This is a genomic window from Neotamlana sargassicola (assembly GCF_020523965.1).
Taxonomy (GTDB): Bacteria; Bacteroidota; Bacteroidia; order Flavobacteriales; family Flavobacteriaceae; genus Neotamlana; species Neotamlana sargassicola.
In genome coordinates, this window is sequence record NZ_JAJAPX010000001.1 from 805167 (window position 1) to 829478 (window position 24312).

The window sequence follows — 24312 nt, forward strand, 5'->3', positions numbered from 1 at the left end:
CATGTACGAAAACAAATATCACGACCAAGATTTAAGTCAATATTCCTTTTTGGTAACAGGTGGTGCCGGGTTTATTGGTTCTAATCTTGTAGAATATTTGTTAAAGTATAATGCAAAACAAGTGGTTATTTTAGATAATCTTGAAACAGGATTACTAAGTAATATTCAGCATTTTATTAAACAGGATAATTGTACGTTTATTGAAGGCGATATTTGTGATTTAGAAACCTGCCAAAAAGCTGTAGAAGGTGTCGATTTTATTTTACATCAAGCGGCATTAGGTTCGGTGCCACGTTCAATAAAAAACCCCATAAAAACAAATGATGTAAACGTAACAGGTTTTCTAAATATGTTAATGGCGGCAATAGCATCGCCTACATTAATTAAAATGGTTTATGCGGCCTCTTCTAGTACTTATGGCGATCATCCAGATTTACCTAAAGTAGAAGATAAAATTGGTAACCCTTTATCGCCTTATGCTGTTACAAAATACGTTAACGAGTTGTATGCCGACGTTTTTAATAAAACCTACGACCTACAAATTGCAGGTTTGCGCTATTTTAATGTTTTTGGGCCAAAACAACAGCCCAATGGTGCTTATGCGGCTGTAATTCCCTTATTTTTTAAAGGGGCAATAAATAATTCCGAAGTAAAAATAAATGGTGATGGCGAGCAAACCAGAGATTTTACTTATATCGAAAATGTAGTTCAGGCCAATATAAAAGCACTTTTTGCCGAAGTAGATAAACACGAAGTTTATAATGTAGCTTTTGGTGAAAGAATAAGCATAAACAAGCTATGGGAAACTATTAAAGCGTTTACTAATTCGCAAGCTAGTACAGAGTATGGACCAACTAGAGTAGGTGATGTAAAAAACTCTTTAGCTAATATCGAAAAGGCAAAAAATCAATTGCAATACAATCCTTTATTTAACTTACAAGAAGGCCTACAACAAGCCTTAAAATGGTATTTAGCAAATAATTAATCTAGAAAAAATTGGAATAAACCGCAATTATTCTATTTTTGTAAAAAATTAAACCCTATTAAATTGGTAGGAAAAATAGAAATTACATATTAAAGCAAATTTTTATGTTACAAAATTTAGTTCTAGCCATTGAAGCTGCTTTATTAGCAGGAGAAGAAATCTTAAAAATTTACAATAAAGATTTTAGTATAGAAATTAAAGATGATAAGTCGCCATTAACAGAAGCCGATTTAGCTTCAAACGAAATAATAGTAAAAAAGCTTCAGGAAACTAATATTCCAATAATTAGCGAAGAGAATAAAACCATCGATTTCGAAACCAGAAAAACCTGGTCGCAATGCTGGATTGTCGATCCTATTGACGGTACGAAAGAATTCATTAAAAAAAATGGAGAGTTTACAGTAAATATTGCTTTAGTTGAAAATGGAAGTACTAAGCTAGGTGTTATTTATGTGCCAGTTTCACAGGAATTGTATTACACAAATGTAGATCAAACAAAAGCCTATAAAACCATAATTTCAGCCCAAGATTCGGCTATTGAATCTTTACTTTTTAAAGCAGAAGATGAAATTAATAAAGCAGAATCAAATACGTCAGAAATAAAAGTGGTTGGTAGTCGCTCGCATATGAATGACGATACTTTACAATTTGTAGAAAGCTTAAAAACAAACGGAAAAGACGTAGAAATAGTGTCGAAAGGGAGTTCGTTAAAATTTTGTTTGGTGGCTGAAGGTAAAGCTCATGTGTATCCAAGATTTGCACCTACAATGGAATGGGACACTGCCGCAGGACAAGCCATTTGCGAAGCCGTTGGTTTAACGGTAATAGACCAAGAGACCAAAAAGTCCATGGTTTACAACCGAGAAAATTTATTAAACAATTACTTTTTAGTTACAAGCAATGGCTAAAAGTGTTTACAAAAGGCATATTGCAAAGGCTATTACCTGGCGTTTAGTTGGCACTATAGATACTATAGTACTTTCTTGGATTATTTCTGGAAACCCACTTACAGGTTTAAAAATAGGAGCGTTTGAAGTAGTAACAAAAATGATTTTGTATTACTGCCACGAGCAAGTTTGGTTTAAAATAAAAATTGAGGAAAGTAAAAAGCGCCATCTGTTTAAAACAATAACTTGGCGTGTTATAGGAACCATTGATACGATGACGATAGCTTGGATAGTTTCTGGCAATCCGTTAACTGGATTAAGTATTGGTTTAGCCGAGGTTTTAACAAAAATGGGACTGTATTACCTGCACGAACGCGCTTGGTATAAAATTGATTTTGGATTAGATAAACGCAGACGATTAAAACGATGGAAAAAAACATCAAAAAACACGAGTACAGAGTCGGGAAATTAGACCGCCAAAAATTAAAAGGGCATAATTCCTTTTTAATATTTTTTACTGGTCTTTCTGGCTCGGGAAAATCTACAATTGCAAATGCACTTGAAGAAAAACTTAATAAACTAAGTGTACACACATACACGCTCGATGGTGATAATATGCGTTTTGGTTTAAATAAAGATTTAAGTTTTACACCAGAAGATCGCACCGAAAATATTAGACGTATTGGCGAAACAGCAAAACTTTTTGTCGATGCCGGTGTTGTTACACTAGCGGCATTTGTAGCGCCGTACGAAAAAGACAGAAAAAACATAGAAGATACCGTTAAAACTGATAACTTTGTCGAAGTTTTTGTAAACACGAGTTTAGAAGAATGTGAACGAAGAGACGTAAAAGGCTTGTATAAAAAAGCCAGAGCGGGAGAAATAAAGAACATGACAGGTATTTCGGCACCTTACGAAGCACCGCAAAACCCAACGGTTGAAGTTTCGCATTTAAACTCTGTAGAAGAATCGGTTGAAATTATTTTTCAAGCCATAAAAAATAAATTAGAAATTAAAGAATAATGAGTAAATATTATTTAAACTATTTAGACGAATTAGAATCTGAAGCGATTTTCGTTTTAAGAGAAGTTTGGGCACAATTTCAAAACCCAGTAATATTATTTTCAGGAGGAAAAGATTCCATTGTAGTTACACATTTAGCTAAAAAAGCCTTTTATCCTTCTAAAATACCATTTTCTTTAATGCATGTCGATACAGGACATAACTTTCCAGAAACTATTCAGTTTAGAGATGATTTAATAAAAGAACTAGGAGCAAACTTAATTGTAGGTTCTGTACAAGAATCGATTGATGAAGGACGTGTTGCTGAAGAGAAAGGAAAAAACGCTACCCGTAACGCGCTTCAAATAACAACACTTTTAGATGCCATTGAAGCCAATAAAGTAGATTGTGCTATTGGCGGTGGGCGTCGTGATGAAGAAAAAGCACGTGCCAAAGAGCGTTTCTTTTCACATCGTGACGATTTTGGGCAATGGGACCCAAAAAACCAACGTCCGGAATTATGGAACATCTTTAACGGTAAATATTTCGAAGGTGAGCACTTTAGAGCGTTCCCTATTAGTAACTGGACCGAAATGGATGTTTGGAATTATATAAAGCGAGAAAACCTTGCTATTCCATCGTTATATTTTGCTCATGAGCGAGAGGTGGTTTGGAGACAAAACTCATGGATACCAAACTCTGAGTTTTTAGTATTAGAAGACCATGAGGAAGTAGTTACCAAAAAAATAAGATTTAGAACTTTAGGAGATATCACAATTACTGGTGGTATCGAATCTGATGCCGATACATTAGAAAAAATTGCAGATGAGGTTTCAACCATGCGTCAAACCGAACGTGGTAACCGTAGCGACGATAAACGCTCGGAGTCTGCAATGGAAGACCGTAAGCGTCAAGGGTATTTTTAATCAATTAGTTCTAATCAAAAAAAAGAAAAAATCAAGATGTTAGATAATAATCAATTATTACGTTTTACAACTGCGGGAAGTGTAGATGATGGAAAGAGTACCTTAATAGGTCGACTGTTATACGATTCTAAATCTATTTTTGAAGATCAAATAGAATCTATCGAAAAAACAAGTAAACAAAAAGGACACGAAGGGGTAGATTTGGCATTGTTTACTGACGGTTTACGCGACGAGCGCGAACAAGGAATCACTATCGATGTGGCTTATCGTTATTTTACAACACCAAAACGTAAATTTATTATAGCCGATACACCAGGACATATTCAATATACTAGAAACATGGTTACAGGAGCTTCAACAGCAAATGCAGCCTTAATTTTAGTTGATGCACGCCATGGGGTTATCGAGCAAACTAGACGTCATGCATTTATTGCTTCATTATTACAAATTCCACACATAATTGTTTGTGTTAACAAAATGGATTTAGTTGATTTTAGTGAAGAAGCTTATAATAAAGTTTTAAGTCAGTTTGAAGAATTCTCATCAAAACTTTTAGTAAAAGATGTACGTTTTATTCCAATGAGTGCTTTATTAGGTGATAACGTAGTAAACCGCAGCGAAAATATGAGTTGGTATCAAGGAGCTCCGTTATTACATACTTTAGAAACTATGCATATTAGTAGCGATGTAAATAAAGTAGACGCACGTTTCCCCGTACAAACCGTTTTAAGGCCACAACGAGAAGGTTTTATAGATTATAGAGGTTATGCTGGTAGAATTTCGAGTGGTGTGTTTAGAAAAGGCGATGAGGTTACAGTAATGCCTTCTGGTTTTACAAGTAAAATTAAAACTATTGATGCTTTCGATAAAGAACTAGATGAAGCCTTTGCACCAATGTCTGTATCAATAACTTTAGAAGATGATATTGATATTAGCCGTGGCGATATGTTGGTGCGCTCTAACAACAAGCCAGATGCTTCACAAGATATCGAGGTTATGTTATGTTGGTTAAACAATGCACCATCTAAACCAAGAGCAAAATATAGCATATTCCACACTTCAAATCAACAGAAAGCCATGATTAAGGAGTTGGTTTATAAAATAGATATTAATACCTTGCAACGTAAGGAAGATGAAGCTGAACTAAAAATGAACGAAATTGCAAAGGTTAAAATACGTACGACTAAGCCATTAATGATAGATTCTTATCGTGAAAACCGAACAACTGGAAGTATTATTTTAGTTGATGATGCAACTAATGAAACTGTTGCTGCGGGGATGATTGTTTAAAGGTTGTTTTTAAAAACAAAAGAGATTTTAAAAACATCAATATTTAAAATTAGTTTTTACAATTTTAATTTAAGGCTAAACGCTGTTTTTAAATTAGTAGACCAATGAAAGGAACTGATCGTGTGCTATTCAATACAGCTATTACCTATGCCAAGGCGATCGTTACTTCTATAGTTTCGCTTTATGCTACTAGGTTAATCCTAAATTCGTTAGGGGCAGCCGATTTTGGAATTTATAATGTTGTCGGTGGCATGATTGCAATGTTATCATTTTTAAATGCTGCAATGACAACTTCTACGCAAAGATATCTTTCTTACAGTCTAGGAACTGGTAGTTTTGATAAGGTTAAAACTATTTTTGGTAACAGTATAATTATACATTTTTTTTTAGCACTAATTGTAGTAATTCTAATTGAAGTTGTTGGGGTTTATTTAATTAAAAAACAATTGGTAATTGCCCCTGAAAAAGTACAAACTGCCTTATGGATTTTACATTTTTTAGCCATTTCTACCTTTTTTACCATTATAACGGTTCCTTACAACGCAGTTATCAATGCACACGAAAACATGACTTTTTTGGCGGTTTTAGGAATTGTAGAAGCTTTTCTTAAACTTGTAGTAGCCTTTAGTTTAAGTTTTTTTGTAGACAATCGCTTATTTTTTTACGGACTTTTAATAATGCTATGCACAATTTTTAGAATTACAATTAAATGTATCTATAGCAAGAAAAAATATGAAGAGTGTAATACAAAGGTGCTAAAGTCCTACGAACCAAAGGAGATTAAAGAATTAACTTCTTTTGCAAGTTGGAATCTTTTTGGCACCTTGTGTGCTTTAGGAAGAAACCAAGGTGTTTCAGTTATATTAAACCTTTTTTATACAACAATTGTTAATGCGGCATATGGTATAGCCAGTCAAATTAATAGCCAATTGATGTTTTTCTCGCAAACTTTAATGAGCGCATTAAGGCCTCAAATAATGAAGAGCGAAGGAGCCAAAAACAGAAGCAGAATGATAAAGTTGGCATTAACAGCAAATAAATTATCTTTTTTTTTATTTACACTTTTTGCGATTCCATTGTTTTTCGAAATGCCATTGGTTTTAAAATTTTGGTTAAAAGATGTTCCTAATTATTCGGTTGAATTTTGTCGGGCAATAATTTTGCTTACAATGATGAATCAAATTAATATGGGGTTGATGTCTGCAGTTCAGGCAATTGGAGAAATAAAAGTATATCAAATTGTTGCTGGAAGTGTTCAACTTTTAACATTACCATTGGGGTTCGTAGTCTTAAAATTAGGGTATGAACCTTACTCCATCATCTTAATTTCCTTTGGATTAGAGGTAATTTCAACAGTTTTCAGAATGTTTTATTTTAAATACTTAACGGGGTTTTCAGTAAAAACATACTTCATTTCGGTTATTTTTACTTCATTCTCTTGCTTATTTATAATACTAGTCGTTATTTGGTTTTTCAAGACAGTATTAAATTTGAGCGGAGTTTACATAATCGCTTTACATGGCTTAGCCTTTATTCTTTATGGTATAATTATTTATTTTGTAGGTTTGTCAAAAGATGAAAAACAAGTGGCTAAAGGTTTTATAACTAAGTTAAAATTAAAGTTGAAAAAATAATTAAAAATGCTAATTAAAATAATTAAAAAGATAATTAGAAAGTATCGTACATTTTGCGATAGAATACTTCCAAAGTATTTTATCAAAAGTAAGTTATTAAGTAGTATTTATTATTTATTCTTCTCTTCACAATTTAAAAGAGAACATCACGCTGTTTTGGTTGGTAAAGTAAAACATACAAAAGAGTCTCTTAAAAATAAAGACAGTTTTTATACACTTATTCGAAATATACACCGTTTAGAAAAAGGGCTTTTAATGCGACCACGACGCGACATTTTTGCTTTGGATTTTATAGTTGAAACAATGAACAATTATGTTACAATTTTTAAGGAAGAAGACTATTTACCTAATTCACAAGTTAAATGGGTTTACGATGTTTTAAATGAATACTTTTCTGTTACAGGAGATCATCCGGTGATAAATAAACAAAGAAAAATTTTTGAACAAACAAGTTTTAAGGTATCAATTACCAATAAACATTCTTTACCATACAAGCGTTTAGAGGTTGATAAACCTGCTATTTCCTATGAAGATTTTTACAAATTAACAAAATACAGACGTTCAGTCAGGTGGTTTTTAAATAAAAAAGTACCCCATTATTTGATAGATAAAGCCATACTTGCAGCAAATCAATCACCAAGTGCATGCAATAGGCAGCCCTTCGAGTATAGAGTTGTGGATAACCCCGAATTACTTGAAAAAATTACTTCACTTCCAATGGGTGTTGGTGGCTATAGAGAGAATATTCCGATGATGATTGTAGCAGTTGGTAATTTAGATGCCTATTTCGATGAGCGAGATCGTCATTTAATATACATTGACACCTCATTAGCAAATATGAGTTTGATTTTTGCACTAGAAACTTTAGGTTTAAGCTCATGTTGCATTAATTGGCCAGATATTGAAGAATTAGAGAAGAAAATGGAAATTGCTCTTAAATTGGAAAAGCATCAAAGAGCTATAATGTGCTTAGCAGTTGGATATCCAGACCCTGAAGGCATGGTGGCATTTTCAGAAAAGCGTAATCTAGACTTAATAAGAAAATTTAATTAGCAAAATGACAATACAAATTGATGGCGTAAATACCCAAAATAAAGGAGCTGAATTAATGTTAGTTGCCGTTTTGGAAGAACTTGAAACCAGATTTCCAAACAGTACAGTTTTTATAAATCCTGATAGTAATTTAAATTTTAAGTTATTACCTAAATACAAGTTGAATATAAAATACAGACCAGGATTAAAACTTGGTAACTTAGTAAATAAAGTTTTTGGGAAATTGAAAATAAAACAACCTTTCGGTTTTTTTAACCAAAATTATGCAGTGGGCGGGGTTGATATGATTTTAGATGCCAGTGGCTTTAAATATTCTGACCAATGGAATAGGAGTATGGCTTGGTTAAATTCTAAAAAGGAGTATTATCAAAATGCCAGAAATAAAGGCACTAAAATTTATTTTTTAACTCAGGCATTTGGGCCATTTAAGACTGAAGAAGGCATTGCTTCGGTAAAAATGTTAAGTACTTATTGCGACTTAATTTTTGCACGCGAGGTACAATCGTATCAGTACCTACAAGAAGCAAATGTTGATGTGAATAAAACTAAAGTCTCTTGTGATTTTACGTTCAAAGTAAAGGGCATTGTACCTAATAATTTTAAACATTTAAAAAACCATATCGTTATAATACCAAACAAAAAAATGATAACGCATGGCGGTGATAATTCCGGAAATTATTTAAACTTATTAAAAAATATCATCAATTATTTCCTGTCCAAAGGAGAGCGTATTTTTTTACTTAACCATGAAGGGGAAGGTGATCTAGAAATTTGTAAACTTATTAATTCTGAATTAAGAACAAACTTAGAAATAGTTTCGGGTCTTCCTGCAAAAGAAATAAAGGGGTTAATAGGAAATTCTAAACTTACAGTTTCTTCTAGGTTTCATGGTGTGGCTAGTGCATTAAGTCAAGGTGTGCCATGTTTATCTACGAGTTGGAATCATAAATATGAAATGCTTTTTAAAATTTATGGACAAGAAAATTGCATTATAAATTCTGATGCACAAGTGCAGGACAATCTGTTAAAAGTGGAGAAAGTTTACAATAATTATACTGAAATTTCTAAAGCATTAAAAATAAAAAAAGTAGAGCTTTTAAAAGAGATTGATCAAATGTGGAATGCTATTTTTAATAATTACAAATTACACTAATGTCTTCATTAAATTTGAACCCTGTAATTGTAATAGTGGCTTTTAACAGGCCTGAGTCCTTAACTCGACTTTTAGAATCCATCAATCAGGCTAATTATAAATTGTCAAAAAATGTAAATTTAGTAATTAGTATTGACTTTCAAGATTCAGAAAAACATGATAATGTTGTTGAAATAGCAAGAAATTTTAATTGGAAATATGGCCAAAAAGAAATAATAACGCATACACAAAACATTGGATTGAGAACACATATTATTTCTTGCGGAGATTTATCATTAAAATATGGTTCTGTAATAATTTTGGAAGACGATCTAATTGTTTCTCCAAACTTTTATAATTTTGCTTTGGCGAGTGCAAATGCTTATTATCATGACAATAATATAGCAGGCATTTCTTTATATGCTTATGAATATGAAGAATTAGGTTGGTTTAAGTTTTATCCATGTAAAAAAAATGGAGACACTTTTTTCATGCAGTGGGCATCGTCGTGGGGACAGTTGTGGACAGATGAACAATGGTCGAAATTTAAACAATGGTATAAAAACAACCCGAATATAAATAAACTAAACATTCCTGATCGAGTAAAAAACTGGAGAAAATCTTGGAAAAAATTTTATATAGCTTATTTAGTAGAGACCAACCGTTTTTTTGTTTATCCTTATGAGTCTTTTACAACCTTAAAAGACGGAGGGGGAATTCATGCAAAAGAAGATTCTCGACAGAATTTTGTTAAACTAAATGCAGGTAATGATTTGCAAAAGTTTCAGTTTTCTAGGTTTAAAGAAGAAGGGTTGTCTTATGACGCATTCTTTCAGCCAACTAACAAAAAAGTCTTCATTGAAAAATTAAATAAAGCTGTTGAAATTGAGTTTGATTTGTTTGGAACAAAAGAGATTAAAAACGTAAAGGCTGACTACCTCTTGTCTATGAAAAAAACAAAAAGATTAATACAAGGTTATTCCCATATATTTATACCCTATGAAAAAAACTTAGAGTTAAATCAGAAAGGAGATATCTTTAATTTGTCATTAAAACAAGATTTTTTTGAAAAGCAAAGAGTTTATGAAAAAGGAAGAAAATTATATAACATAAGAAAAATTTATTCTATTAAAGAAATGGTAATTGTAGTATTTTACAGAACATTGTTTAAACTTTTTTCAAAAATTTTGAATAAAAATTTAAGTTAATAAATATGCGAATTAAATGATTTTGAACCAGCCGCTTTTTTCGATAATTACTGTAGTTTACAATGGTGAAAAGGAAATTGAAAAAACAATTAAAAGTGTAATTGAACAAAATTTTAAAAACTTTGAATTTATAATTATTGACGGGGGATCCAAGGATCAGACCTTGAGTATTATTAACAAATTTGAAAACCACATCGATTATATTTCAAGTGAGAAAGATAATGGTATTTTTGATGCTATGAATAAGGGAATAAAAGTGTCTCGAGGTACATGGATAAATTTCATGAATGCAGGAGATACTTTTTCAAGTGAACAGGTTTTAAGTAAGGTATCTCTTCAACCAAACGATTTAAACTTAGTATACGGCGATAAAATTTATTTAAATAAAATTGTTAAAGCTCATTCAATAAATTTTCTTAAATACGGAATAATAATGGCTTGCCACCAGGCTATGTTTTTTAATAAATCGTTATTAAAGGAACAACTAGTCTATAACCTTAAATACGGTATTTATGGGGATTATGAGCTAGTAAATAAGATTTATTTGCTAGCACCTGAGAAAATAAATTATTTAAATTACCCCATTTGTAAGTACTTGGGTGGGGGTGTTTCTTCTTTTGTTACTTGGCAAAAGCGAAAAGAGAAATTTAATATTTTGTTTAAGTATTATGGGTTTATGGGGGTTTTTAGAGGTATAAAACTTGCCGTAAAAGAAAAATTAAGTAAAAAGTACAACTTAAAAGGAGAAAACTAAGTAGATGCTAATTTTTATCATTTCTGTTCTAATTGTTTATTTAGCCTATAAAAAGCCAATTGTGGCGTTTGTGGTTATTTTAAACATGAATTCAATAAGGACACTCGTAGAAATGGATTATAACAACTTTAGTTTTAGAGTTTTACTTGAAAGTAATTTGTATTTATCCGTTATTTTGCCATTAACCTCATTTTTAATAATAGTTTTAAAAAGAACGAAACCTAAATACGTTTTTGACTATACAGACTTCTTTTTTATTTTATCTGCTATAGTAATTTTTCTTTATACCTTGGTATCCCCAAATATTGTAAACGGTCTAAGTTATGCATTTAAATATATATGTATAGGCGCGCCCTTCTACTTCATTAGTAAATTTATTATTATTAATTATCAAATAGATTTTAATGAATTATACTTAAAGTATTTTAAATTATGTGTTTTAGCTTCTTTGTTAACTGCTATTGTTGGACTGTTGTTTGCTTATTCAGTTGATTTTTTCGAACCTTCATTAGGAAATGGAAAAGAGTATAGAATAGAAAGAATATCGATTCCAGGAGTGCACCCTATTCCTTATGCGCAAGTAATAGGATTAGGAGTTTTAATATTAATAAGTTCGTTGTTTTCCAAAGGAGAAATATTAAGAACAAACAGCAAATACAATATTTTAATTATTATTGCTGCCTTATTTTTAATGTTTTCCGTATTATTATCGAATACAAGAGGAATTATATTATCAATAGGATTATCTAGTTTTTTGTTTATTTATTTATTTCCGAGAAGAGTGATAAGTGTTAAAAACCTTAAAATTTTACTAGTAATTTTTGTGATTGTTATAATAACATCAGTTTATTTTGTAGATTACGATATTTATCTTGAAAGAATATTTAATACATTTAATAATGATGCTTCAATTTCGTCAAGAACAGAAATTTTATTAGAGGCATTTAAAATAAGTTTTACTAAACTTTTGGGAGTTGGTACGTCTGGTTTTATTTTTACCTACCCACATAATTTTTTCTTAGATTATACGGTGTTTTTTGGAGCAGTTGGTTGGTTTTTAAGTGCTTATTTTGTACTGCTTCTTTGGGTCTTTTTCAAGGAAACCTTCAAACGAAAAAATAATAATTCTACCTTAATTTTGTTATTTTGCATGATTATATATTTTTTCTCGGAAGCACTAATAAGTTTTACGTTATGGATGCATAAAGGCTTATACGCTAGTATTGGGCTATTTGTTGCTTATTTGTATTTATGTAAAAAAAGAGAAAAAGAAATATCAACTAAACAAGATAACATCGATTGAAATGAAAATAGCCATAGTATACTATTGTTTTAACAGGATAAATCATACTAGAAAATCTTTTTCAAAAATTTTAAATTATCGTAAGGATAGAGATCTCTTTGTGTTTTGCGACGGTTTTAAAGAAAATGATGATAACGGGGTAAAGAAGGTTAGAGCATTTATTAAAAAAAATACAAATAGCGAAGAGAAGATAGAAGTTGTTTTCCGAGATAAAAATTATGGTTTAGCAAAAAACGTAATAGAAGGTATTAATGTTGTGTTTAAAAAAGGTTATGAAGGCGTAATTGTTTTAGAGGATGATTGTGTTCCAGAGGAAAGCTTTTTTAATTATATGCAAGAATCATTAATAAAATATAAATATCAGGATAAAATTAAACATATATCCGGCTTTGCTCTTCCCATGAAGTTTGCATTTGAATATGATAATTATTTTACACCATACCCTTGTTCTTGGGGTTGGGCAACATGGAAAAAGGAGTGGTTAGCATGTAATTTTGAGGATGAAGCGTATTACCAACAAATTTTAAATGACAAAGAATTAAAAGAAAAGTTTGATTTTTCAGGTAAGTCTTTTTCGCACTTTTTAAAACTACAGACAAAGGGCGAAATTAACAGTTGGTTAATTAGATGGTATGCCCATATTTTTAAAGAAAAAGGTTTGTGCTCTTGGGCTAGTACGTCGCAAATCAAAAATATTGGGTTTGATGGTACAGGTGAACATAAAGTTAGTTACGATAGATTCAATCAAACCAAAGTACATAATAAAACAATATTTAAATTCGATGAAAATTTTTCTTGTAATTTAGATGTAATACGAGAATTTAGACAACATTTTATGGGGCCTAAAATTATAGATAAAATTAAAACAATGATTTATTTAAAAACAGGAATTATTTTAGATAGAAAGCAAAAGTAATATGCTAATTTTAAAACGTAAATCGCAAATAAGTAGGTTAGCAAAAGTATTCCCGTTTTGCAGAATTAGTAATTCAATAATAGATGATTATTCTTATGTTAACCTTTTTGCAAAAGTTAATAATACTACAATTGGGAAATATTGCTCAATTTCGATTAATTTTAAATCAGGGTTAGGCATTCATCCGTCAAATTTTATAAGTACTTCGCCAATATTTTATTCTAAGAAAAATGCACTAAACAAAACTTTTTCAGAAACAGATAATTTTACAGAATTTAAACCTGTTACAATAAAAAATGATGTTTGGATTGGTGCTGATGTAATTATCTTAGACGGTGTTACAATAGGTAACGGAGCTATAATTGGAGCAAAATCTGTAGTTACTAAAGATGTGCCTGACTATGCAATTGTAGGAGGTGTTCCGGCAAAAATAATTAAATACAGATTTTCTGATGAAATGATTAAGGAGTTAAAACGTTTAAAATGGTGGAACTGGGATGATAATAAGCTTAAAAAATATAACAAACTCTTTTCTAAAGAGGTTACTTTGAATGAATTAAAATCAATTGAAAATTAAACAAATTAAATTAATGTCTTTAGGTAAGGATAAGCTATTAAGTATATTTCTTCTTTTTGCTTTCTTTGTATTTGGGTTATATCCATTAATTCCAGAAAGCTTTGAAAGCTTTACAGTTATTATATTGGCTTTATCTTCATTACTAATGTTTGTTGTTTTTTATAAAGACAATCAAATGTATTTGAAAAGAAGTTTTATAATTTCTTCTGCCATTTTTATTTTATTTTTTTTAAGCGCAATTTATTCTTCTGATACGGCTAGAGCATTTAAAAAACTAGAGACAATGTCTAGCTTGATTATTTTACCCTTAATTTTTTACGTGTTTTTATCTAGGGTAAACTTAAATAAACAAAAACTAAAAGCAATTTTTCTAAAAATATACTTTTTAAGTAATTTTATTTACTCGCTTTTATCAATACTTGTTTTTTATAATTATGAAAACAAGAAATATTTAAATAAAGACTCAAATTTTTTTAGAAACGCTTTAATAGATGTTCCGTTAATTGGTGAGCATCCAATTTATGTGTCAATATTTTTGGCATTAGCCTTCTTGATAGGTTTTACTTTTTATAGTAGGTGTAATAATAAGTGGTATAATTATGCCTTTTTAGCGGTTGGACAAATTTCAATGTTTATTCTAATTATATTATTAATGAGTAAAAGTGTTATTTGCGCCTTATTTGTGTCGGGAATAGTTTGGTTTGTTTCAAGAAAAAAAAAGGCCTTTTATGTTATTGTATGCATATCTTCTTTGGTTGTAGCATTAATTTTTATGCTTCCAAAAAGTAATAATAGATTTAGTAACTTCTTTAAAAAAGAAACATATTCTAGTGTAGATATGAATAATTCAACTAGTATACGTTTTAGTATTTTAAAATGTAACTTAAAGCTTTTGAAAGAAAATCCAATTATTGGGTATGGAGTTGGTGATGTTCAAAGTTTACTAGATGCATGTTATACTAAAGAAAATTTTAAATTTAAAAAAGGGGAATTTAACTCTCATAACCAATACTTTTTTGTCTGGCTTTCTTGTGGCTTGTTGGGTGTTTTTGTGTTTTTTGGCTGTTTATTATATTATTTTAAAAATGCAATAGAAAATAAAGATTATTTAATGTTGTCAATTATTACTTTGTATTGTATCGTTTTTATTTTTGAAAATATTTTAAGTCGGCAATCAGGAGTTATTTTATTCTCTTTTATTATGAATTTATTTGTTTTCAGTAATAAAAAACTAAAAAATAATAGTGTTACTTATCTTTAATCACCTTGACCCATATTTACAGGAAGAGTTTTCCTATCTAGTCTTTCCATAATTTTTTAGGAAAGGAATAATAAATAATACCATTTTATTAGAATTGTTTTCAAAAACTGTGGAGTCTTTTTTTACCATGCTTTTATTTGCTCCAATCGTAAAAATACTTGTTTTTATTTTCTGGAAAATGCGCTATTAAGTCAGGTAATATTGTAAAGTCAGGCAGAATAGTCGATTTATGGGAATTAGGTATTGAACAAACTACACAATTTTTAAAAGCCTCATTTAAGGGTTTTAAATAAAATTCTGCACCTAATTTGAGGAGTGGATAATATCGTTATATAAAACTGCATTTTTATTTAACGCCATGTATTTAAAAAAACATCTAGTAATCCATAGTCATTCCTTTTACCTAAAAGTTTGGCTGTAGTATAATTATTATCTATTATGTTGTCATTTTGTCTAGGGCTTTGAGAAAAAACGAGAAAACCTGTATTTGGGCCGCAAGTAAGAAACTCTTCAATAACTCTAAATAAAATGCTTTAGTTTCTTGTATGTTGTTTTTGAAGTTTTAATAATTGATTAAATTATGATTTATAATTAATAAATGAAGTGATTTTTTTCCCTTAAAGGTCTTGTGTAATCCCGCTACTTACAGTGCTATTGTACAAATTTACGGTGTTTTTTCCTGTTCCCTTACTAAGTAATAATGGGGTGTTTTTGATTTATATATTCATTAGCAAAACTAAATACCCGTTCTTCACTTTCATTAACAGTGCTATCACTGCAAACGAAAATATTACAGTTTCTTGTATTAATTAATCTCTAAAATATATTTTGTATACCCTAAATTTAAGTTGATTTTTGAATTTATTTTTAAAATAGAAAAAGAATAGCAAAAAACGTTAATCATATCAATTGTAAAATTTTAATTAAGGATAAAGTTTAAAACTATTATATTTGCTCAAATGAACAATATTTAAAATTAAAATAAGATTAAAAACATTACAATTATATCGCCGTTTTTTTTTCCAGAAAAAATTTCAACTGGAAAGTTTAATACAGATATGGCAATTGCTTTGCGGGACAAGGGTTATTGTGTAAGTGTTTTGAGTTCATTTCCTTTATATCCAAATTGGAAACCAGAAAGGACATCAGAAAAAATATCTGGTATTGAAATTAAGCGAGGTGGTTTATATATAAGGTATTCGACTAATCCTTTTCTAAGACGAGCTATTCTTGAGTTATGGTATGGTATTTATGTGTTAATTTATGTTCTTAAAAATAGAAAATCTATAGATTTTGTTTTACCTGTATTTCCTCCTAGTTTAGCTTTTTATGTAACATCTATTTTATACAAAAAGAAAACAATAAAAATAGGTATGATTCACGATTTACAAGAGGTTTATTCAAACGGTAAGAGGGGTTTTTTAAATCAGGTGGTTAGTTATTTTATAAATAAAATTGAGGGAAAGGCTTTTAGAAATTGTGATACCCTTTTATTTCTCTCAAATGAAATGAAAGAAACAGCAAAAGAACTCTATAAATTAAGCGAAGATAAATTAGTGGTACAGTATCCTTTTGCTAATATAAACAATGAAAACACAACTGATATTCTAAATAATATTTTACCCCAAGATAAAATTCATATAGTTTATTCTGGTGCTTTGAGTGAAAAGCAAAACCCACTAGGGCTATATGCTTTTTACGATTTTGCCTCCAAGAAAATTGAAAACTGTCAATTTCATATTTTCTCACAAGGAGATATTTTTAATAGTCTAAAAAAAAGTAATAAAAACAGTCTTATATTTTTTCACGATTTAGTTCCAAAAGAAAGTCTATCAGAGTTGTATTTAAAAAGTACTGTTCAAATTGTTCCACAACTTCCTGGCACATCAATAGGTTCTTTACCTTCCAAGTTGCCTAATTTATTGATTTCTAAATGTAAAACTTTAGTTATAACCGACTCTGGAGGTGAAATTGAAAAATTGTTTAAAAAGTACGACTTAGAAAAGGTGGTAACATCATGGGATAATAATAATTTATTAAACTCTCTATTGGATTTGTTAAATAACGAAAAAACAATTGATGATGAAAAAGTAGAAGTTTTGAAGGGAATATTTAGTTTAGAATCTATGGTTAATAAAATGAATTTAAAGTGAAATATAAGCAAGGGAGATACTCAAGGTTTATAAAACCAATTTTAGGTTTTATAGATTTAACCATTTTAAATGGAGCTATTTTTCTGTTTCCAATTAATTTAAATAATCATTATTTATTCGCGTGTTATATTTCTGTTTCTTGGATAATTATTGCACTGCGTAATAATTTTTATGAAGTTTACAGACACACAAAAATAATTCAGGTCGTTAGGCTATTAGCAAAACAACTTGTATCGTTGTCTTTTGTATTATATGCTTACATGGGTTTTTTTAAACAGCCTGATATGGGCCGAATGGCTTTAGCAAAATATTTAATTTTTACAATTGTTTTAATTTTTCTTTTTAAGTTTTTTACTTTTTATTTTTTCAAAAAATTCCGTTCTGTATTAAGAGGTAATCAAAGGGATGTTATTGTAATTGGTAAAAACGCTAAAACAAGACAACTTATAAATACATTTAAAAACAACCCTGAGTTTGGTTTAAAGTTTAAAGGTCAGTTTAGTAGTACTGATAAAGATTTTTCTTTGGACCATTGTTTTAACTATGTTGTAGATAATTATGTAGACGAAATATTCGTTTCGGTTTCAGATTTAAGTAATAAACAAATTAATGCCTTTATCAATTTTTGCGATAATAACCTTAGAACTCTAAAATTTGTTCCCGATAATAAAGATATTTTTTCAAAAAAATTGAAATACGAGTATTACGATTTTACACCCATTTTATCATTACGCAAAATAGCCGTTCGAGAACCTCTAAATGCTTTTGTAAAACGAGTTGTAGATCTTATTTTTTCGTCGGTGGTTATTATATTTATTTTATCATGGCTAACACCGCTAATGGCTTTTTTAATACGTTTAGAGTCTAAGGGGCCAATATTTTTTAAACAACGTCGACACGGTTTAGATGGCCAAGAGTTTGCTTGTTTAAAATTCAGATCCATGGCTGTTAACATGAAAACAAACGATTTGCACGTAAAGAAAAACGATATGCGTGTTACTAAAGTTGGTCGTTTTATTCGAAAAACTAGTATCGATGAGTTGCCACAATTTTATAATGTATTTATGGGGCATATGTCTGTTGTTGGACCAAGACCACACATGACTTCTTTATCTGAGGTTTATATGAAAAAAGCGAATAAATATATGGTACGCCACAATGTAAAACCTGGAATTACAGGTTTGGCTCAGGTAAGCGGTTATAGGGGTGAAGTTGAAACAGATTTTGATATAATTAACCGAACTAAATACGATATTTTTTACCTAGAAAACTGGTCGTTTTTACTTGACATAAATATCATAATTCAAACTGTTGTAAATATTTTTCAAGGCGAAGATAAAGCTTATTAAAAAAACTATGAAGCCAATTAAACTCTCATTGGCACATAATGCTAACAACGAAGTAAAATACGTTGAAGAAGCTGTTTTGAATAATCAACTTTCAAATTACGGTAACAATTTAAATGTCTTTAATAAGCAATTAGAAACATACTTTTCTAAACCCAATAGAATAGCACTTTTAAATTCAGGTACGTCTGCTATACATTTAGCCTTAATTCAATTAGGAATAAAAGCTAATGATGAAGTTATTTGCCAAAGTTTTACCTTTTCTGCTACGGCCAATCCTATAGTTTACCAAAAGGCTATTCCTATTTTTATAGATAGCGAACCAGAAACCTGGAATATGTGCCCCGTTCAATTAGAAACGGCAATAAAAGACAGAATGTCTTTAGGTATAAAACCGAAGGCAATTATTGTTGTTCATAGTTATGGAATGCCAGCGAAAATAGATGAGATTTTAAAAATTTCAGAAAAATTTAGTATTCCATTAATCGAAGATGCAGCCGGCGCACTTGGCAGTACTTACAAGGGTTTAAAGTGCGGTAGTTTTGGAGAATTTGGTATCATATCTTTCAATGGAAATAAAATAATTACATCATCTAGCGGTGGTGCTTTAATTTGTACTGCAGAAGATCAAAAAATAAAAGCGAATTTTTTAGCAACACAATCAAAAGCAAATAAACCGTTTTACCACCACGAAGAAATTGGATATAATTACAGTATGAGCAATATAGTTGCCGGTATAGGTAGAGCCCAAATGGAGGTTTTAAAAGAGCGAGTTTTAAAAAGGCGAGAAGTTAATGTGTTTTATAAAGAAATTTTTGAAGGTATTAATGGCATTACTCTATTAACTGAGCCTAGTGAATATTATTATTCTAACCATTGGTTAACCTGTATTTTAATTAATTTTGAAGAGGCAGGTTTTTCTAACGAAGATTTAAAAAAGGAATTAGAAAAGCATAATATAGAAACCCGGTTTTTATGGAAACCTTTACATTTACAGCCTATATTTAGTGAATTTCCATATTACGGAAAGAGTTCCAGCGAGCAATTATTTAATATAGGTTTGTGCTTGCCTTCGGGATCAAATTTGTCAATCCAAGACAAAGTTTACATTAAATCTGTAATAATGAACTTTATATCTAAAAAATGAAAACTTATTTAATTTTTAAGGTACTTGTTTGCAATTTAAGTTTTAGATTTAATCGCTATTAAACAGATAAATAGGAATTAATAATAACAATAATACTCATGAAAAAAATATTAATTACTGGAGCGGCAGGTTTTTTAGGCTCTCATTTATGCGATCGATTTATTAAAGAGGGATACCAAGTTTTTGGAATGGATAACTTTATTACAGGCGATTTTAAAAATATAAGCCATTTAGCCGATAATCCAAATTTTGAATTTATTGATCATGATGTAACAGAATTTATTGATTTTAAAGGCGATTTAGACTATATTCTTCATTTTGCATCTCCTGCAAGTCCAATAGATTATTTAAAAATTCCTATTCAAACCCTTAAAGTAGGATCGTTAGGAACTCATAATTTATTAGGTCTGGCAAAGGCAAAAGGCGCAAGAATTTTAATCGCATCTACATCCGAAATTTATGGAGATCCACTGGTTCACCCACAAACCGAAGACTATTACGGTAACGTAAACACCATTGGTCCTCGTGGTGTATATGATGAAGCTAAGCGTTTCCAAGAATCTATAACCATGGCTTATCATACTTTTCATGGTGTAGAAACACGTATTGTACGTATATTTAATACCTATGGCCCAAGAATGCGACTTAATGACGGACGCGTAATTCCTGCTTTTATGGGGCAAGCTTTACGTGGTGAAGATTTAACTGTTTTTGGTGATGGATCGCAAACCCGTTCGTTTTGTTATGTAGACGATCAAGTTGAAGGTATTTACCGTTTATTATTAAGCGATTATTCACATCCAGTAAACATTGGAAACCCTCACGAAATCTCGATAAGAGATTTTGCAGAAGAAATTATAAAACTTACAGGTACAACTCAAAAAGTAATTTATAAAGATTTACCAGTAAACGACCCAATGCAAAGGCAACCAGACATAACTTTAGCTAAGAAAATTTTAGGTTGGGAACCAAAAGTAGATCGTGCTGAAGGAATGAAAATAACGTTTGATTATTTTAAAAGTTTAACCGAAGAAGAGCTTTACAAAAGCGAACACAAAGATTTTACAGGGTTTATTAAGGAATAATATTCTATATAATTTCAATCAAAGCAATCAGCTGCTTTTCAAAATTAAAGTTTTGTAAAGCAGTTTTTTGTATTTGAGACTTAAATTGATGGTTTAATTTATTGATTTCAATTTTTGAAAGCTGAAGGTTTAATGCTTTATAATTTGTTGGAGGAACTACCCAACCTAATTTATAAGTTTCAATAATATTTTCGCCTTCACCACCACCAAAATAAAGCATAGGAAGCCCTAATTTGCCGTATTCAAATATTTTTGAAGGTACAGAGCCATAAATTCTATTTAAAAGCGGAATAACGGTTAAATCGTATTTTAAAAGCGCCTCATGAAGTTCTGTACGGGCAATTTCACCATGATATGCAATATCGAGTTCTGGGTTTTTAGCAACTAAGTCTTCAATTTTTTCTTTTTCGGCGCCAGCACCATAAATATGAAACTGTATATTCTTATAATCAAGCTCAGTACAAAGTTTATAAATGCCTTGTGCTATACCAAGTAAGCCAGCGTAAACCATTTTTATTTTTCTGTTTTTGGCAGCTTGTTCTTCTAGAATTGGCGGATTAAAATCTGGAAAATTTCGGTATAAAAAAGTATCTTTTTCAGGGAAAAGTGATGTTATGTGTGTTAAAATTTCTTCACTTTGTCCTAAAATTAAATCGGCTTTTTTGTAATTAAAGCGTTCTATGCGTTCTAAAAGTTTGTAACTAAAATTCTTTTTAAATGCACCAAGCTCTAAACCCGCAATAGGCCATAAGTCGCTTACATTTAAAATAAGTTTACGTTTCTTATTTCTTATAAAAAACATACAAGTAAAGGCGACTAAAAGCGGCGGAGACTGCACAATAACTTTCTCCGGAAGTTTGTTCCACATAAAAAACCAAATTAAACTAAAACTATAAGAAAGCATGGCAATTAAGCGTTTTAGTTTGTTTTTAGAGTTGCTAGCGTAAATCCATAAGCGGTGTATGGTAATGTTGTTCTCGACCGATGTTTTTTTGAAAGTGCCTCGGTAACCGTCAAAAATTTTGCCTTTGGGGTAATTGGGTAAAGGTGTAATTACCGAAACCTTGTAGTTTTGCCCTTGTAAACCTTCGGCTAAATGAAAAATACGGTTCGATGCTGCTCCTGTTTCGGGCGGAAAATAGTTGGTTATTATTAAAATCTCCTTCACTATAATTGGTAAATTTCAACTAGATGATTAACAATTCTTTCTGCGGCTTGTCCGTCCCATAATTCTGGAATTTTACCTGCTTTCCAATTATTTGCCAATAAGTTTTTAAAGGCTTCTTCAATTTTTTTGCTGTCGCTTCCTACTAAAATATTGGTGCCAATTTCGCAGGTTTCTGGGCGTTCGGTATTTTCACGAAGTGTAATACACGGCACATTCATAACTGTGGTTTCTTCGGTTATACCGCCAGAGTCGGTTAAAACACCAAGGGCATATTTTACTAAATAATTAAACTCTAAATACCCTAACGGATTGGTGTAATGGAGATTTTTAAAGTTTAAATTTAAGCCTTCTAATAATTTTTTAGTACGCGGGTGCACGGGAAAAATAATAGGTAAATCTTTACCTAAAGTTACTATTTGTGTGATTAATGATTTTAGCCGGTTTTCTTCATCTACATTACTTGGGCGATGTAATGTAATTACTAAATAGTTTTTTGGTTTTAGATTTAAAGTTTGCCACACTTCGGGTTGCTTTAGGCGATGTTCGTTTTTTCTAAGGGTGTCAATCATGACGTTACCAACAAAGAAAATTTGCTCTGGTTTTACGCCTAAGTTTAATAAGTTTTTGTTGGCTCTGGTTGAGGTTGTAAAAAAATAATCAGTTAAACTATCGGTTACAATACGATTAATTTCTTCGGGCATTCGCATATCTCCCGAGCGAATTCCAGCCTCGACATGAGCCACATCAATTCCAGCTTTTTTTGCAACTATAGTACAAGCCATTGTTGAGGTTACATCGCCAACAACCAACACTAAATCGCATGGGTTTTGGGTAAGTTCTTTTTCAAAACCAACCATAATACCTGCCGTTTGTTCGGCTTGGGTACCGCTCTTTACTTCAAGGTTAATGTCTGGTAACGGAATATTTAATTCTTCGAAAAAAGTACCACTTAAATTTTTATCGTAATGTTGCCCAGTGTGTACTAACCTGAAGTTTAAATTAAAACCTGCACTTTTTTTTTGTTTAATAGCTTCAATAATAGGAGCTATTTTCATAAAATTTGGTCGTGCACCTGCAACTATGGTAATATTCATTTTGTTTTGTTTAAATACGACGAAAACTGTTTCAATTTACCACTTTTCTGTCGGTTTAACTTATTTTGTTTTTCGTAAATAATGTGCAACCCGCTTTCAAGGTAATGCTCAATTTTACGATTTATGGTTTGTTTTTGGCTTTCGGAAAGTGTTTCATCTCCAACATAAATAATTTTAAAAGTATCGGGTTTTAACTGTTCAATTACAAATTCTTTAACCTTGCCATCGTTTTCAATAATGCTTTTGGTAATGTAATAAAAGGTTAAACCAGCTGCTTTTTTTCCGCTAGGCAAAATTACAATATCGTTTGTTCTTCCGGTAAGTTTTTCTAAAATAGGGGTTTTTAGGGTGCTTTTTTTACTTAATACACCAATATCACCAAGGTCGTAGCGAATAAATGGCTGTGCTTTGTTGTAAAGCGAGGTAATTACAACACGACCTTCTTCGCCATTTGGTAATACATTGTTTTGTTCATCAAGAATTTCAATAAATAAAGTTTCGCTATTAAGTTGCCAGTTGCCGTTTGGGTTCTGAAAAGCTATTAAATCGAGTTCGGAAGCACCATATTCGTTCACCACAGGAATTCCTAATTGGGTTTCCAGTAGCTTTTTGTCGGTTTCAAAAAGCATTTCAGACGTTACTACACATACATTCAAACTCGGGCAAACCGATTTTAAAACAATGTTTTTTTTCTCTAAAAATTTAGCAAATTGTACAATGGCACTGGTGTAACCATTGATGTAATGGAATGTTGTGGTTTTGAATTTTTGCAAAGTAGTTTCAAAAGCTTCATCACTTAAATTAAAAACAGAAAACCGATAACGGTGACTCAAAAAATCTTTAAAACGCTCTTTGTAATAACTAACTTTATTTAACGGAATACCGTAAAAACGGGCTTGTTTTGAGCTATTAAAATTGATGTTGTACCAGCCAAATCGGTTTTGAATAACCGCCCAAGTTAAAGCATGACAAAACTTATCTTTTGCAAAAATAAATGGGTGTCCGGACGAACCTGAAGTTTTGTTAACGTATACATTTTTGGTTGTAAACCCTTGGCTTAAACGTTGTTCTAGCGGTTGTTGTAAATCGGCTTTAGTCATTACAGGAACACTGTTCCAATCGTTTAAATCGATGTTTTTTCCGAAGGACTTGTAGAACGGATTATGATTTAAGTGATACTTTATTATGTCACGTTTTTTCTCTTCCGTGAAAGCGATAAAATCTACTTCATTTTTACTTTGAATGTCTTTTAAAATGCGTTTAGCTTTCGCTATAGGAAAGCCATTTAGTTTTAAAGAAAAATCGAATACATTCAACGTAAGCAAAATTATTAGGTAAAGTAACTAAAAATAATTCGTGTATTTAAAGCATTAGTTTATTTTTGTGCAAAC

Annotated in this window: 21 protein-coding genes and 1 pseudogene; 19 read left to right on the forward strand and 3 right to left on the reverse strand. The window is 30.8% G+C overall.

The window, feature by feature from the left end:
- Nucleotide 1: 1 nt before the first annotated feature.
- From LG651_RS03460 to LG651_RS03550, 19 genes and pseudogenes are all read left to right on the forward strand, one after another.
- A complete protein-coding gene (locus LG651_RS03460; protein ID WP_226694757.1) occupies nucleotides 2-985 on the forward strand; it encodes an SDR family oxidoreductase in 984 nt (327 codons plus the stop codon).
- A 104-nt stretch (nucleotides 986-1089) separates the two neighbouring features.
- On the forward strand, nucleotides 1090-1893 hold the full coding sequence (gene cysQ / locus LG651_RS03465; RefSeq protein ID WP_226694758.1) for a 3'(2'),5'-bisphosphate nucleotidase CysQ: 804 nt from the start codon (nucleotides 1090-1092) through the stop codon (nucleotides 1891-1893).
- Complete coding sequence (locus tag LG651_RS03470; protein ID WP_226694759.1) at nucleotides 1886-2344, forward strand: DUF2061 domain-containing protein; 459 nt, start codon at nucleotides 1886-1888, stop codon at nucleotides 2342-2344. The genes cysQ and LG651_RS03470 overlap by 8 nt, the downstream gene beginning before the upstream one ends.
- Entirely contained in the window at nucleotides 2299-2895 is a 597-nt protein-coding gene (cysC, locus tag LG651_RS03475) for an adenylyl-sulfate kinase (RefSeq protein WP_226694760.1), read from the forward strand. The genes LG651_RS03470 and cysC overlap by 46 nt, the downstream gene beginning before the upstream one ends.
- Nucleotides 2895-3800, forward strand: a complete 906-nt coding sequence (gene cysD, locus LG651_RS03480; RefSeq protein WP_044625592.1) for a sulfate adenylyltransferase subunit CysD — start codon at nucleotides 2895-2897, stop codon at nucleotides 3798-3800. The genes cysC and cysD overlap by 1 nt, the downstream gene beginning before the upstream one ends.
- A 3-nt stretch (nucleotides 3801-3803) precedes the next feature.
- A complete protein-coding gene (gene cysN, locus LG651_RS03485) occupies nucleotides 3804-5090 on the forward strand; it encodes a sulfate adenylyltransferase subunit CysN (RefSeq protein WP_226695007.1) in 1287 nt (428 codons plus the stop codon).
- Between the two features lie 104 nt (nucleotides 5091-5194).
- Nucleotides 5195-6724 carry an MATE family efflux transporter gene (locus LG651_RS03490; RefSeq protein WP_226694761.1) on the forward strand — a complete coding sequence of 510 codons (1530 nt, stop codon included), beginning with the start codon at nucleotides 5195-5197 and terminating at the stop codon, nucleotides 6722-6724.
- Between the two features lie 6 nt (nucleotides 6725-6730).
- Nucleotides 6731-7777 (forward strand): nitroreductase family protein, encoded by a 1047-nt coding sequence (locus LG651_RS03495; RefSeq protein WP_226694762.1) that lies wholly within the window; start codon nucleotides 6731-6733, stop codon nucleotides 7775-7777.
- Nucleotides 7778-7781: 4 nt separating this feature from the next.
- On the forward strand, nucleotides 7782-8930 hold the full coding sequence (locus LG651_RS03500; RefSeq protein WP_226694763.1) for a polysaccharide pyruvyl transferase family protein: 1149 nt from the start codon (nucleotides 7782-7784) through the stop codon (nucleotides 8928-8930).
- Nucleotides 8930-10117, forward strand: a complete 1188-nt coding sequence (locus tag LG651_RS03505) for a glycosyltransferase family 2 protein (protein ID WP_226694764.1) — start codon at nucleotides 8930-8932, stop codon at nucleotides 10115-10117. The genes LG651_RS03500 and LG651_RS03505 overlap by 1 nt, the downstream gene beginning before the upstream one ends.
- A gap of 16 nt (nucleotides 10118-10133) precedes the next feature.
- Complete coding sequence (locus LG651_RS03510; protein WP_226694765.1) at nucleotides 10134-10871, forward strand: glycosyltransferase family 2 protein; 738 nt, start codon at nucleotides 10134-10136, stop codon at nucleotides 10869-10871.
- A gap of 85 nt (nucleotides 10872-10956) precedes the next feature.
- Nucleotides 10957-12174, forward strand: coding sequence for an O-antigen ligase family protein (locus LG651_RS03515; RefSeq protein ID WP_226694766.1), 1218 nt, complete (start codon nucleotides 10957-10959; stop codon nucleotides 12172-12174).
- Between the two features lies 1 nt (nucleotide 12175).
- Entirely contained in the window at nucleotides 12176-13090 is a 915-nt protein-coding gene (locus LG651_RS03520; protein WP_226694767.1) for a glycosyltransferase, read from the forward strand.
- A 289-nt stretch (nucleotides 13091-13379) separates the two neighbouring features.
- Nucleotides 13380-13667: pseudogene (locus LG651_RS15850) on the forward strand (CatB-related O-acetyltransferase); the annotation flags it as partial.
- 13 nt (nucleotides 13668-13680) lie between these two features.
- Nucleotides 13681-14928, forward strand: a complete 1248-nt coding sequence (locus LG651_RS03530) for an O-antigen ligase family protein (protein WP_226694769.1) — start codon at nucleotides 13681-13683, stop codon at nucleotides 14926-14928.
- 1058 nt (nucleotides 14929-15986) lie between these two features.
- Nucleotides 15987-17081 (forward strand): glycosyltransferase family protein, encoded by a 1095-nt coding sequence (locus LG651_RS03535; protein ID WP_226694770.1) that lies wholly within the window; start codon nucleotides 15987-15989, stop codon nucleotides 17079-17081.
- A complete protein-coding gene (locus LG651_RS03540) occupies nucleotides 17078-18430 on the forward strand; it encodes an exopolysaccharide biosynthesis polyprenyl glycosylphosphotransferase (protein ID WP_226694771.1) in 1353 nt (450 codons plus the stop codon). Before LG651_RS03535 ends, LG651_RS03540 begins: the two co-directional genes overlap by 4 nt.
- Nucleotides 18431-18437: 7 nt before the next feature.
- A complete protein-coding gene (locus LG651_RS03545) occupies nucleotides 18438-19574 on the forward strand; it encodes an aminotransferase class I/II-fold pyridoxal phosphate-dependent enzyme (protein WP_226694772.1) in 1137 nt (378 codons plus the stop codon).
- 98 nt (nucleotides 19575-19672) lie between these two features.
- Nucleotides 19673-20659 carry a UDP-glucuronic acid decarboxylase family protein gene (locus LG651_RS03550; protein ID WP_226694773.1) on the forward strand — a complete coding sequence of 329 codons (987 nt, stop codon included), beginning with the start codon at nucleotides 19673-19675 and terminating at the stop codon, nucleotides 20657-20659.
- A 4-nt stretch (nucleotides 20660-20663) separates the two neighbouring features.
- Here the strand turns inward: LG651_RS03550 and LG651_RS15790 are convergent, their stop codons facing one another.
- The 3 genes from LG651_RS15790 to LG651_RS03565 are packed head-to-tail and all read right to left on the reverse strand — an operon-like array spanning nucleotide 20664 to nucleotide 24237.
- Nucleotides 20664-21827, reverse strand: coding sequence for a glycosyltransferase family 4 protein (locus LG651_RS15790; RefSeq protein ID WP_226694774.1), 1164 nt, complete (start codon nucleotides 21825-21827; stop codon nucleotides 20664-20666).
- The gene (gene wecB, locus LG651_RS03560) at nucleotides 21827-22921 is read right to left on the reverse strand and encodes a non-hydrolyzing UDP-N-acetylglucosamine 2-epimerase (protein WP_226694775.1); all 1095 of its coding nucleotides are present in this window, start codon (nucleotides 22919-22921) and stop codon (nucleotides 21827-21829) included. The genes LG651_RS15790 and wecB overlap by 1 nt, the downstream gene beginning before the upstream one ends.
- Nucleotides 22918-24237: a phenylacetate--CoA ligase family protein gene (locus tag LG651_RS03565; protein ID WP_226695008.1), complete on the reverse strand. Its 1320-nt coding sequence runs from the start codon at nucleotides 24235-24237 to the stop codon at nucleotides 22918-22920. The genes wecB and LG651_RS03565 overlap by 4 nt, the downstream gene beginning before the upstream one ends.
- Nucleotides 24238-24312: the final 75 nt, after the last annotated feature.